Origin of the sequence: Streptomyces antioxidans, from assembly GCF_000968685.2 — a bacterium.
GTDB lineage: Bacteria > Actinomycetota > Actinomycetes > Streptomycetales > Streptomycetaceae > Streptomyces > Streptomyces antioxidans.
In genome coordinates, this window is record NZ_LAKD02000043.1 from 141,224 (window position 1) to 153,201 (window position 11,978).

Below are 11,978 nucleotides of genomic sequence, written 5' to 3' on the forward strand. Positions count from 1 at the left end.
CCCGGGCCCGCCACCGCCCGTGCGCGCGTCAGCCCTCGGAGCCCGCCAGCGCCAGCGCCGCCGCCGGGTCGGGTCCGGCCGGGCCCGCGGGCCACCAGCGGCCGCGTTCCCTGCGGTACGGCCACCAGCGTCCGTCGTGGCCGTAGCGCACCTGGAGATCGGCGCCCACCACGGTCCAGCGGTTCGCCGTGGCGCGCAGCCGGGGGGCCAGCTCGTCCCCCTCCCAGGCGGCGGCCAGCTGGGCGCGGGCCCGCGCGAGGGCTTCCGCGTCCGGCGTCCACTCCTCCTCCAGCACGGTGAGCGCCGCGGCCCCGCCGTGCTCCCAGGCGCGTGCGGCCCGCGCCAGATCGGTGCGGTCGCGCCCGCAGCCCGTCGCGAGCCGGGCGGCGACCGGGGCCGGGGGACCTGCGGCGGTCAGCCGCACCGTGTCCTGCCACACCGTCAGCGGGGCCGGGACCGGGGCGGTGGCGTGACCGGGTGCGAGCGCGTCGGCCAGCAGCCGCTGGGCCCGTACGGCCGCGTCCGCCGCCAGGAACTCCAGCGCGGCCACGTCCAGCCCCCCGGCCGGGTCGGTACCGCCCGCCAGCGACGGTGGACGGCCGGGCGCGGCGACCGCGGGCGGCGGTCCGGGCAGCGGGAGCGGCCCGGGCGCGCCGAACGCCTCCCGGGCCGGTACGCCCTCCGGAGCCGGGGGAGCGGCCTCCTCCGCTGCCCGCGGAAGGTCCCGGGCGGCCCGCGCCGCGCTGCGCACCTGGAGCTCGTCCAACAGCTCCCGCTCCCCGCGTCCGCGCATCAGGAGCAGCACATACGGATCCTCGTCCAGCAGCCGGGCGAGCTGGTAGCACAGCGCCGCCGTGTGCGGGCAGTGGTCCCACGCCTCGCAGCCGCACTCCGGCTCCAGGTCGCCTATCCCCGGCAGCAGTTCGACACCCACGACGGCCGCGTCCTCGGCCAGCTGCGGGGGCATGTCACGGTCCAGCAGGGCGGCGATATGGCCGGAGCGGTCCACGACCACCTCCAGCAGCCGGTCCCACTCCGTGTCGGTGAACTCCCGCAGCAGTACATCGGACCGGTAAGGCGTGCGGTCGCGGTCCCGCACCACGGCGGTGACCCGCCCGGGGCGTACGCACACCGCGCCCACCGCACCCTCGCGCGCCTGCTTGCGGCCCCGCTTCAGCTGCTCGCCGTCCAGCGCCGTGTCCTCCAGGGCCTTCAGCCACGCCTGTCCCCACCAGGTGCGGGCGAAGCCGCGGCCACGGGCGGGCGGCAGTGCGGCGAAGGTGCGCTCGGACTCGGTACGGCTCATCGTTCGGTCCCCCTCAGCTCCACGAGCTCCGCCAGCTCGGCGTCGGTCAGTTCGGTCAGTGCGCCCTCGCCGGAGCCGAGCACGGCGTCCGCCAGCTCCCGCTTGCGCGCCAGCATCGCGGCGATGCGGTCCTCCACGGTGCCCTCCGCGACGATGCGGTGGACCTGCACCGGCTGGGTCTGGCCGATGCGGTACGCGCGGTCGGTGGCCTGTGCCTCGACGGCCGGGTTCCACCAGCGGTCGTAGTGCACGACATGCCCGGCCCGGGTGAGGTTGAGCCCGGTGCCCGCCGCCTTCAGCGACAGCAGGAACACCGGGACCTCGCCGTCCTGGAAGCTCCGCACCATCTCCTCGCGCCGCGCCACCGGCGTACCGCCGTGCAGCAGCTGGGCCGGCACCCCGCGCGCGGCCAGATGGCCCTCGAGGATGCGCGCCATCTGGACGTACTGGGTGAAGACCAGGACGCTCCCGCCCTCGGCCAGGATCGTGTCCAGCAGCTCGTCAAGCAGCTCCAGCTTGCCGGAGCGTCCGGGGACCACCGGCCGGTCCTCCTTCAGGTACTGCGCCGGGTGATTGCAGATCTGCTTCAGCCCCGTGAGGAGCTTCACGATGAGTCCGCGCCGGACGAGGCCGTCGGTGCCGGAGATCTCGGCCAGGATCTCGCGCACCACCGCTTCGTACAGCCCGGCCTGCTCCTTGGTGAGCGCGACGGCCCGGTCCGTCTCCGTCTTGGGCGGCAGCTCCGGGGCGATACCGGGGTCGGACTTGCGGCGCCTGAGCAGGAAGGGGCGGACCAGTTTCGCCAGCCGCGCGGCGGCCTCGGGGTCGCTTCCGCTCTCCACGGGCTGGGCGTAGCGCCTGCGGAACGCCCCATGGGTGCCCAGCACCCCGGGCGTGGTCCAGTCGAGGATCGCCCAGAGCTCGGAGAGGTTGTTCTCGATGGGGGTTCCGGAGAGCGCCACGCGGGCCTTCGCGCCGATGGTGCGCAGCTGTCGCGCCGTCGCCGAGAACGGGTTCTTCACGTGCTGCGCCTCGTCCGCGACCACCATGCCCCACGGCCCGGCCCCGGCCAGCCGCTGGGCGTCCAGCCGCATCGTGCCATAGGTGGTGAGGACGAACTCGCCGTCGTCAAGGTCGTCCAGACTGCGCGCGGAGCCGTGGTAGCGGCGCACCGGGGTGCCCGGCGCGAACCGCTCGATCTCGCGCTGCCAGTTGCCCATCAGCGAGGTGGGGCAGACCACCAGAGTGGGCCCGGAGGCTTCAGAGATGTCCATACGGTGGAGATGGAGGGCGATCACGGTGATGGTCTTGCCGAGGCCCATGTCGTCGGCGAGACAGCCGCCGAGGCCGATCGAGGTCATCCGGACCAGCCAGTCCAGGCCGCGCAGCTGGTAGTCGCGGAGTGTGGCGGCCAGCGCGGCGGGCTGGGACACCGGCGCCCGCTGGGTGCCCGCGGTCCCCTCGGGGTCGGCGAGGTGGTCCCGCAGGGCCTCCAGCCAGCCGGTGGGCCGCACCTCCACATCGGTGCCGTCGGCCTCCGTGCGACCGGTAAGGACGGCGCCGAGGGCGTCGGCGGGGGTGAGCTTGCGGTCCTGCCGGTCCCGTACCCGGCGCACCGCCTCGGGGTCGAGGAGGACCCACTGGTCGCGCAGCCGCACCACCGGCCGACTGGCCTCGGCGAGCCGGTCGAGCTCGGCACGGGTGAGCTCCTGGTCACCCACGGCGAACCGCCAGCTGAAGCGCAGCAGCGCGTCCGCGGAGAGGAAGCCGGGGAGCCGGGGCCCGGCGTCTTCCTGGGCCTCGTCGTCGCCGTCCGGGCCGATGACGGCACGGGCGGTGAGCCCGCGGGCCAGCTCCCTGGGCCAGTGCACCTGGACCCCGGCGGCGTCCAGCGCCCCGGCTGCCGGGCCGAGCAGTTCGGTGACCTCCTCGTCGGCGAGGTCGAGGGCGTCGGGCACGGCGGCGGACAGCAGCGGGGCGAGCGGCGCCCAGGCGCGGGCCGCGCGCCGCAGGGTCAGCAGGGCGTCCATACGGGCGCGCGGACCGAGGGCCGAGGTGATGGGCGACGTCCCAGCCCAGACGTCGGCGGCGTCCGCGACCAGCGCCGGATCGGCGAGGCTGTGCAGCTGGAGTACGGCACGGAAGCGCGGCGCGTCCGCCTTACCGTTCCCACCGACGCCGTACAGCAGCTCGATACGGATCGAGAGCCGCACCCCCGCGTCGTGCCCGGCAGCCACATCGGCGGCCCAGGCGCGCTGTTCGGGCAGCCGCCGTGGTGCCGGGGCGGCGTAGGCGGGGCCGCCCGCGGCCGACGCCGCCGCGGGCGAACGCGGCAGCCCGTCCGCCACCGCGTCCAGGAACGCCCGCAGATGCCGCTCGGGCTCGGGCAGCAGCACCGGGCCGGAGACGGGCAGCGGCGTCGCGTGGGCCGTAGGCGGCATGGCGGCGGCCAGCTCACGCACCCGCGTCAGATCGTCGGGGGTGAGCGGACCGACCCGCCAGGCGTCGTGGTCGGTGGAGCTCAGCCCGGGCAGCAGCCTTCCGCGGGCCGCGAGCTGGAGGGCGAGGACGGCGGCGGCGCCCCAGAAGGCCGTGGCGGTGTCACACTCCCCGGGACCGGCCTGCACGGCCCGCGCCCGGGCCCGGGTGAGCACCGGCAGCGCCTCGGCCAGGGGCAGCACAAGCGCCCTTACGGTACGCGTCTCTACATCGAGGCCGGTGGGGACGATGGGGTCGGGGCCGGTGGGACCGCCATCGGTGCCGTCCACCGGCACGACGACCGTCAGCTCCTCGGCGGAGCCGGTGACGGGGCCGGAGGGAGGTGCGCCGTCCGGCCGCCAGAAGGCGACCCGGCCGGTGCGTGCCGGGTCACCGGGAAGGAAGACCGCGGTGCAGCGGGAGAGTTCGGCGATGTCGGAGGGTGTGGCCGCGGAGGGTGGTGTCACAGTGCTGTGCGTTCCTCAAATTTGACTAGTCAAGCCCGGGCCGCCCGAGGGTACAGGATCGCGGCGCGGTGAGGAACCGGGCGCCGCCGGTGTCCGTTGTGTGGAGTGAGTGCGGCTATGGGCCGTGAAGGAGGCGGGCGAGATGTCCACACGTGCGAAGGTCGCCACCGGTGGTGTGGTGGCGGGTGTGATCCTGCTCTGGGTGTTGCCCTTCTGGGCTGCGCTGCTGGTGATCGTGGGAGTGCCGGCGGCGGCCTATCTGCTGCTGGATCCCTCCCAGCGCCGCAGGCTGAGCAGGGCCACCCGTAAGCAGCTGGGCCGCTGAAGCGGCCGGTCGTCGAGCCCGGCCGGGCGAGGCGACCAGCCGGGCCAGGGGTCACGGGCGGAGCGCACCCGGGAGTGACCGCGCAGTACCGATCGCGGACCGCCCGCGACCCCGTTCCGGACCCGGCCGCCTGGCCGGCGGCCATGCCCCTCGGGGCCCGCTCAGGCCCGGAGTGACATCCGGGTCCGGACGGAAACGGCCGCTGGGACCGTACGGGGGCGCCGACGGGGCCCGCGCGTCGGCGTGCCCGACCGGCCCCTATGGCCTCGTTGACCGGCACCTGGGGACGCCTCTCGCTGACGCCGTGCGGGAGAAGGCGGGGCCTCGGGGGCTCAGTGCGGCCGTACGGCGAGCTTGTCCAGGGCCGTCAGCAGCCCGGGCAGCTCGGGGCCGCGGCCGACCGGCAGCACCTCGCCCGGTGCGTCGTCCAGCAGCACGAACGCGATGTCGTCGGTCCGGGCCACCATGCTCCAGCCCGGCCCGTCGGCCCGGAGCGTCCGCGCGTCGCCGGAGGCGAACGCCGAGCGGATCCGCCCCAGCGGCGGGGGTGAGTCCAGATAGCCGCGCGCCTCTTCGAGCACCCGCCGCACACCCCCGTGCGGCTTCTCGCCCGGGGACACGAACGTCACATCACTGTCGACCTGTTCACGCCAGATCGCCCACTGGAGCGCGATCTCATCGGCGCCGAGCCGCCGCTGGGCCGGGCCCCACCGCTCGGAGTCCGGCGGCGACAGCGGTGCCCGGGAGACGGCCTCCCCCAGCCCGGGGTCGGACGCGGGATCATGGGGAGCCGGTACGCCCGGGGCGGCCACGGCCACCGCGAGCGGCCAGCCGGGAAGCGAGGCGACCACCGTACGGTCCTCGATGGCCAGGGCGTATTCCATACCGCAGTCCCAGGTCGCGATGGCGATGGCCACGAGCGCCACATCGTCGGTGACCACCGTCCAGCGGGCGCCGTCCGCGTCCTGTCCCAGCACCAGTCCGTAGCCGCTCTCGTACGGCTCCAGCCCGAGCGCGGCACATGCCTCGGGATAGTCGTCGCCGAGCACGCTCGGGAATTGAGCGGGTGTCAGCAGCACCGCGGTCAGCACATACAGCGCCTCGTCGCGTGACTCCTCCGTGGCGGGCACGACAGCCTCCTCTTGCGCATGCGGATCCGATGGGCGATCCGTCGTCGCGCACCTTAACCACCCAGTAGCCACGGAGTCGAGACATCGGAAGGCGGTCGGCTCTCAGCCGTCGGTCGCCGCCCGGAGCGTGTCGAGTGTGCGCCGCAGCCAGGACAGTTCGGCCTGGCTGGTGGCCCGGGCGACGGTGAGAATGCCGCGCCGGAAGGGATCGTCGACCTCTTCGGCGCGCAACGGGCGGTCGCCCTCGTAGAAGAAGCTCGACGGCTGCCGCAGAAAGGCCATCCGGCGCTCCAGCACCTCCGCCTGGGCCGACGGTTCTTCGAGGTGGCGCAGGAACGCCAGCACGGTGAACCAGCGGTTCTCGTCGGTGATGTCGGCGTCCGCCGGATGCGCCAGACGGCGGCGCAGCTCCGCCTGCCCCTCGGCGGTCAGCGTGAGCATGTGCCGGGGCGCGGCCCCCGCGCCCGGCTGGGTCCGGCGGGCCAGCAGCCCGGCCTTCTCCAGCCGCTTGATCGCCGGGTAGAGGGTGGACTCGGCCACGGGTTTCACATGGCCGGTCAGCGCGGCGATGCGTTTGCGCAACTCATAGCCGTGCAGCGGGGCGTCATGGAGGAAGCCCAGGATGGCGAGTTCGAGCATGGCCGCATTGTGCCGCATGGCCGCGGTACCTCGTAAGTGCAATACATCGTTGTCGATGTATCGTCGGGTCCGACGCGATCCTTAAGGCGGGAACGGCGGGAGGAAGGCCATGGAGCACGCACCGTTCGGCCCCGAGGGGGCCCACATCCGATGGACCGGCACGGCCGGGGCCGGGGACGGCGGCCCACCGCGGGCGTATGTCCATGGGCTCGGCGCGACATCGGCCGTCTATCACGCCCATATAGCCGCCGTCCCGGCCCTCGCGGACCGCCGGTCGCTCTTCGTGGACCTGCCAGGCCACGGGATCAGCGACCGCCCCGCGGACTTCGGCTACACGCTGGAGGACCACGCCGCCGCGCTGGCCGTGGCCCTCGACGCCGCCAAGGTGCGGGGTGCCGAGCTCATTGGGCACAGCATGGGCGGATCGGTCGCCATCGTGCTGGCGGTGCGCCGCCCGGAACTGGTGTCCCGGCTGGTGCTCACCGAGGCCAATCTGGATCCCGATCCGCCGCTGACGGCGGGCAGCAGCAGGATCGCGGCGTACACGGAGGACGCGTTCGTACGCGGCGGCGGATTCGAGGAGACCCTGCGGCGGATCGGGCCGGTGTGGCGGGCGACGGTGCGGCTCACCGACCCGACCGCCCTGCACCGCAGCGCGTGCGCGCTGGTCCGCGGCACCCGGCCGACCATGCGGAGGATGCTCCTCGGCCTGGGGATCCCCCGCACCTTCCTGGTCGGCGGGCACGGCGAGGAGCTCGGCGGGCGCGAGGAGCTGACGGCGGCCGGGGTGACGGTCCGCACCGTGCCCGGAGCGGGGCACAACGTGATGTTCGACAACGCCCCCGGCTTCGCGGCGGCGGTAGCGGGCCAGCCCTGAGCGTTCCGCTCGGACCCGCCCTTCCGGTCCCTCAGCCGACGTCGCGCACGGAGAGCGCCAGGAAGCGGGTGTCCTCGTCGGTGTACGAGTCCAGGCGCCAGCCGGCGTCCGCCAGCAACGGCCGCAGCCGGGGCTCCGCCCGCAGATCGTCGGGGGTGAGCGCACGGCCGTGGCGGGCGGCGAGCGCGGCCCGCCCCACCGGATGGAACAGCGCGAGCCGCCCGCCGGGGCGCACCACCCGGGCCAGTTCGCGCAGGTTCTCGCGGGGGTCGGAGAGATGGGAGATCAGCCCGGCGGCGAACACCGCGTCGAGGCGGCCGTCGCGCAGCGGCAGCCGTGCCACATCGGCGAGGGCGAGGCCGGCGGAGCCGTCCCGGCCCTCGCGCAGGGCGGCGTCCAGCATGGCGGGCGTGAGATCCATTCCGAGGACGGTCCCCTGGGGGCCGACCGCGGCGCGCAGCGCGGACAGCGCACGCCCCGTTCCGCACCCCGCGTCGAGCACCGCGTCCCCGGGGCGGAGCCCGAGGTCCGCGACGGCGGCGGCGTAGGCGGGGCCGTCGTCCGGGAAGCGGCGATCCCACTCGGCCGCCCGGGGGGTGAAGAACTCCCGTACGGCGGCCGCACTGTTTCCATGGGACTGCTCATGGGGCACGGGAACTCCTCGGGGCACCTGGGGTACGGCGGCGAAGCGCCACGGCTGCGACAGCGCGAAGGGCCGCGGCTACGGCGGTGAAGCACTACGGCTACGACGGTGAAGCGCCGCGGCTACGGCGGTGAAGCACTGCGCTGAGCAAGCAGCCTACGCCCGCTTCGAGTGCAGATTCGGACGTTCATCGATCGGTCTGGCATCTGACTCTGTCAATTTTCAACAGGTTCCGTAATGCGCCCTCAACGCGCGCCCCCGCCGGGTCTAGCGTCCCTGGCTCAGGGGGACACCTGGAGCGCCGCCCGGCGCGGCGCATCCCGACCGAGGGAGACCGCCCATGACCAAGCCGCGCAGCACCGCCGCCCGCTCCATGGTCGATCTCGACCGGATCCTGGACGATCTGGTGACCGGGGCCGGAGGCGTACGCCATGCCGTGGTGCTCTCCCGGGACGGGGCGACCGTCAGCGCGTCCGCTGGGCTCTCCCGCCATGAGGCCGAGCACCTGGCCGCCGTCGCCTCCGGATTCCACGGCATCGCCGCGAACGCCGGGCGCCGGGGGCGCGGCGGCCCGTCCCGGCGGACGATGATCGAGATGGCGGCGGGCACCCTCTTCGTCGCGGCGCTGGCCGACGGCGCGTGCCTGGCCGTGCTGGGCACCGCGGGCGCCGAGCCCGGCGTGCTCGCCGAGGAGACCACCCGGCTCGTGGACCTGGTGGACCGGCGGCGCGGCCCATGGTCCCGCCGGCGGTTCGGCCGGATGCGCCGGGGTACTCGCAACGGCCCTCGAGGAATCGTGCCGACGACTACGGCGAAGGGATGCGGTGATGCGAGCGGTGACCTGGCAGGGCCGACATGATGTGCGGGTCGAGACGGTGCCCGACCCCATCATCAAGGAGCCGACGGACGCGATCATCCGGATCACCACCACGGGGCTGTGCGGTTCCGATCTGCATCTGTACGAAGTGCTCACCCCCTTCATGACCCCCGGCGACATCCTCGGCCACGAACCCATGGGCATCGTGGAGGAGACCGGCCCGGAGGTGACGCAGATCAAGCCCGGCGACCGCGTGGTGGTCCCGTTCCAGATCGCCTGCGGACACTGCTGGATGTGCCGCACCGGTCTGCCGACGCAGTGCGAGACCACTCAGGTCGCCGAGCACGGCACGGGGGCGGAGCTCTTCGGCTACACCAAGCTCTACGGCGCGGTGGCCGGCGGCCAGGCGGAGTACCTGAGGGTGCCGCAGGCCCAGTACGGCCCGATCAAGGTGCCCGAAGGGGTCCACGACGACCGCTACGTCTATCTGTCCGACGTACTGCCCACGGCATGGCAGGCGGTCGAGTACGCGGAGGTGCCGCGCGGCGGCACGCTCGCCGTCCTGGGGCTGGGCCCCATCGGGATCATGGCCTGCCGGGTGGCGAAGGTCCAGGGGCTGGCCGACCGGGTGATCGGCGTGGACCTCGTCCCCGAACGGCTGCGCCGGGCGCGCGCCGACGGCGTCGAGGTCCATGACCTCAATGACTACTCCGGCCAGGAGGAACTGGTCGAGGCCATCCTCTCGACCACCGGCGGCCGCGGACCGGACGCGGTCATCGACGCGGTCGGGACGGAGGCCCACGGCAGCCCGCTGGGCCGGACCGCCCAGCGGGCCACGGGCCTGCTGCCACGGGACTGGGCCGCCAAGCTCACGGAGAAGGCCGGGGTCGACCGGCTGGCGGCGCTGCGGCTGGCCATCGCGCTGGTGCGGCGCGGCGGAACGATCTCCCTCAGCGGGATCTACGGTGGAATGGCCGATCCGCTGCCGCTGATGACCATGTTCGACAAGCAGCTCGAGCTGCGGATGGGCCAGGCGAACGTGCGGCGCTGGGCCGACGACATCTTCCCCCTGCTGACCGACGACGACCCGCTGGGCGTCGACGGGTTCGCCACCCATCGCGTGCCGCTGGAGGAGGCACCCCGCGCCTATGAGATGTTCCAGCACAAGGAGGACGGCGCGATAAAGGTCCTCATGCGCCCGTAAACGTCGGATGGGCGGGGGTGCGTCATGAAGGGGTGGATTTCGGTCGGATCTCGCTACTCGGCGACCCCGGAGAGCGCGAGCACCTTGTCGATGCGCGCCCTGACCAGCAGCTCGCCCGGCACGCCGTTGCGGGCGCCGTACTCCTCGGCCCTGCCCTCGCCCATGTAACGGGCGGCGATCCGGGTGGCCCAGTCGCGGACCTGCCCCAGGTCGTCGATGAGCTCGGCGCGCCCCCGCAGGGTGACGAACGCGAACGGCGGTCTGTCGTCGTCCACACAGATGGTGAGCCGGTCGTCCCGGGCCAAGTTGCGTCCCTTGACCGTCTCCTGACCTGTGTTGAAGACGAGGTCGTCACCGTCGAGCAGGAACCACACGGGGGCGAGGTGCGGACTTCCGTCGGCCCGCACGGTCGCCAGCTTCGCCGTACGGGTGCCCTCCGAGACGAACTTCTGCCACTGATCCTTGGTCATGTTCTGTGCCATGTCCCCATCCTGCGTCAATCAGCGCACAAGCGTGGGGTGCCGAGCGGGGCGGGTTGCCCAGACGGCGGCAGTGAGAAAGGCTGGCACGCAGCTGAAGGGGAATCGGGGAGGAGTCGGATATGGCAGTGGGCAAGGGGCTCGACTGGTTACTGGACGACCTGACCGAGCGGATCGCGGAGATACGGCACGCGCTGGTGCTGTCCAACGACGGGCTGGTGACGGGGGCGAGCTCCACGCTGGTGCGCAAGGACGCCGAGCACCTGGCCGCGGTGGCCTCCGGGCTGCACAGCCTCGCCAAGGGGTCCGGGCACCACTTCCGGACCGGCCGGGTGCGGCAGACGATGGTCGAGTTCGACGAGGGCGTCCTCTTCGTCACGGCGGCGGGGGACGGCAGCTGTCTGTGCGTGCTCACCGGGCCGGACGCGGATGTGGGACAGGCCGCGTACGAGATGGCGCTGCTGGTCAACCGGGTGGGGGAGCATCTGGGAGTCGAGGCCAGACAGGAGAGCGGCGCACCCAGCTGATGCCGCGCGGAAGTTATCCACAGGCCTGACCGAGCTTCTTGCTTCGCGGCTATCGTCGTCACTGTCAGTGATTGAGGCAGTGCGGGGGAGGACGTCGCGATGGCAGTGCGGGTGGATCAGGAGCTGCGGAAGAGCCAGGAGCCGTGGAGCCCGGAATGGCTCGGCGAGCCGAGCGCACCGGGATGGGCGAGCGGGCCGGGAGACCACGGCGGGTCGGCGGGGCCGGTCGGATCGCCGGGAGGAGCGGGCGAGAGCGTCGCGTTCGGCGCGGCGGCCCGGGCGCTGGGGCTCAATACGCGGGAGTTCGAGCTGGCGGTTCAGCTGGGGGAAGTGCGCACCGTCACCACCGGTCTCGGTCGGCGGGTGGCGTGCGAGGAGCTGAGGCGGGTGACCGCCGCCGAGGGCTTCCCGGAAGCGCTCATCGCCCGTCTCCGTGAGGTGGGCACCGCGGAGGGCGCGGAGTTGCTGGGTATCACGCAGGGGCGGCTGACCCGCCTCGCGCGCGGGGGTTTCTTCGCTCCCGTCCGGTTCTATGTCAATCGCTATCGGGCCGTCGTATGGCTCTATCTGGCCTCGGACCTGACCGAGCTCGCCGTCAGGCAGCCGGAGTTGCTGAGCGGTCGCACCCCGCCGGGGCTGAGCGCCGCCTTGGCCGCGGGGGAGGACTGGCGGGCCGCCACATGGCGCGGCCGAAGGATCGGCCAGCTGCTCGCCCAGACGGAGGACCCCTGGGAGCGGGCCGCGGTGCCGGCCTCGGTGCTCGGCTCCGTCGAGCTGGCCTCGGCCGTGGCCGATCCGTATGAGCGGGCCCATCTGCGGGAGCTCCGTCCCGCACTCGTCCGGATGCGTCCCGAGGCGGGCGCGATCCGAGATGTCATCGACGCGCTGGTCACGGCGGACGACCCACGGGAGATCCGGCGCTATCGGGCCGCCCTCGCCTCGTCGTTGGACGACGCCCGTCGGGCCCGGCCCGCGCCGCGCCCGGACGCCGGGCCGGAGTCGGCGCTCGATGACCGCCCTCCGGTTCCGGGCCGCCCGCGGAGCCTGTGGCAGAAGCTGATCGGCAGGCGGTGAGTCACCTGCGGC

General features: G+C 73.6%; 11 protein-coding genes and 1 pseudogene. 6 read left to right on the forward strand and 6 right to left on the reverse strand.

Features of this window, described 5'->3' with window-relative positions:
* Nucleotides 1-28: 28 nt before the first annotated feature.
* Nucleotides 29-1,306 carry an SWIM zinc finger family protein gene (locus tag VT50_RS18065; RefSeq protein WP_046089541.1) on the reverse strand — a complete coding sequence of 426 codons (1,278 nt, stop codon included), beginning with the start codon at nucleotides 1,304-1,306 and terminating at the stop codon, nucleotides 29-31.
* Nucleotides 1,303-4,251, reverse strand: a complete 2,949-nt coding sequence (locus VT50_RS18070; protein WP_046089540.1) for a DEAD/DEAH box helicase — start codon at nucleotides 4,249-4,251, stop codon at nucleotides 1,303-1,305. The genes VT50_RS18065 and VT50_RS18070 overlap by 4 nt, the downstream gene beginning before the upstream one ends.
* Nucleotides 4,252-4,393: 142 nt before the next feature.
* Here VT50_RS18070 and VT50_RS18075 point away from each other — a divergent pair, with 142 nt between their 5' ends.
* On the forward strand, nucleotides 4,394-4,576 hold the full coding sequence (locus VT50_RS18075) for a hypothetical protein (protein ID WP_046089548.1): 183 nt from the start codon (nucleotides 4,394-4,396) through the stop codon (nucleotides 4,574-4,576).
* A 332-nt stretch (nucleotides 4,577-4,908) separates the two neighbouring features.
* On the opposite strand, the gene VT50_RS18080 is transcribed toward VT50_RS18075, so the two are convergent.
* Together VT50_RS18080 and VT50_RS41385 are read right to left on the reverse strand one after the other, a co-directional pair.
* Nucleotides 4,909-5,706, reverse strand: coding sequence for a hypothetical protein (locus VT50_RS18080; protein WP_046089539.1), 798 nt, complete (start codon nucleotides 5,704-5,706; stop codon nucleotides 4,909-4,911).
* 414 nt (nucleotides 5,707-6,120) lie between these two features.
* A pseudogene (locus tag VT50_RS41385) lies at nucleotides 6,121-6,363 on the reverse strand (PadR family transcriptional regulator); the annotation flags it as partial.
* A 91-nt stretch (nucleotides 6,364-6,454) separates the two neighbouring features.
* On the opposite strand from VT50_RS41385, the gene VT50_RS18090 reads away from it, so the two are divergent.
* Nucleotides 6,455-7,222, forward strand: coding sequence for an alpha/beta fold hydrolase (locus VT50_RS18090; protein ID WP_046089538.1), 768 nt, complete (start codon nucleotides 6,455-6,457; stop codon nucleotides 7,220-7,222).
* Nucleotides 7,223-7,253: 31 nt separating this feature from the next.
* On the opposite strand, the gene VT50_RS18095 is transcribed toward VT50_RS18090, so the two are convergent.
* Nucleotides 7,254-7,874: a class I SAM-dependent methyltransferase gene (locus VT50_RS18095; RefSeq protein WP_046089537.1), complete on the reverse strand. Its 621-nt coding sequence runs from the start codon at nucleotides 7,872-7,874 to the stop codon at nucleotides 7,254-7,256.
* Between the two features lie 331 nt (nucleotides 7,875-8,205).
* Here VT50_RS18095 and VT50_RS18100 point away from each other — a divergent pair, with 331 nt between their 5' ends.
* Together VT50_RS18100 and VT50_RS18105 are read left to right on the forward strand one after the other, a co-directional pair.
* Nucleotides 8,206-8,724 (forward strand): roadblock/LC7 domain-containing protein, encoded by a 519-nt coding sequence (locus VT50_RS18100; RefSeq protein ID WP_046089536.1) that lies wholly within the window; start codon nucleotides 8,206-8,208, stop codon nucleotides 8,722-8,724.
* Entirely contained in the window at nucleotides 8,693-9,886 is a 1,194-nt protein-coding gene (locus VT50_RS18105; RefSeq protein WP_046089535.1) for a zinc-dependent alcohol dehydrogenase, read from the forward strand. Before VT50_RS18100 ends, VT50_RS18105 begins: the two co-directional genes overlap by 32 nt.
* Nucleotides 9,887-9,939: 53 nt before the next feature.
* Here the strand turns inward: VT50_RS18105 and VT50_RS18110 are convergent, their stop codons facing one another.
* Nucleotides 9,940-10,368, reverse strand: coding sequence for a PPOX class F420-dependent oxidoreductase (locus VT50_RS18110; protein ID WP_046089534.1), 429 nt, complete (start codon nucleotides 10,366-10,368; stop codon nucleotides 9,940-9,942).
* A gap of 119 nt (nucleotides 10,369-10,487) precedes the next feature.
* Between VT50_RS18110 and VT50_RS18115 the strand changes: the two genes are divergently transcribed.
* On the forward strand, nucleotides 10,488-10,892 hold the full coding sequence (locus VT50_RS18115) for a roadblock/LC7 domain-containing protein (RefSeq protein ID WP_046089533.1): 405 nt from the start codon (nucleotides 10,488-10,490) through the stop codon (nucleotides 10,890-10,892).
* A gap of 99 nt (nucleotides 10,893-10,991) precedes the next feature.
* The gene (locus VT50_RS18120; RefSeq protein WP_046089532.1) at nucleotides 10,992-11,966 is read left to right on the forward strand and encodes a DUF6397 family protein; all 975 of its coding nucleotides are present in this window, start codon (nucleotides 10,992-10,994) and stop codon (nucleotides 11,964-11,966) included.
* Nucleotides 11,967-11,978 lie beyond the last annotated feature (12 nt).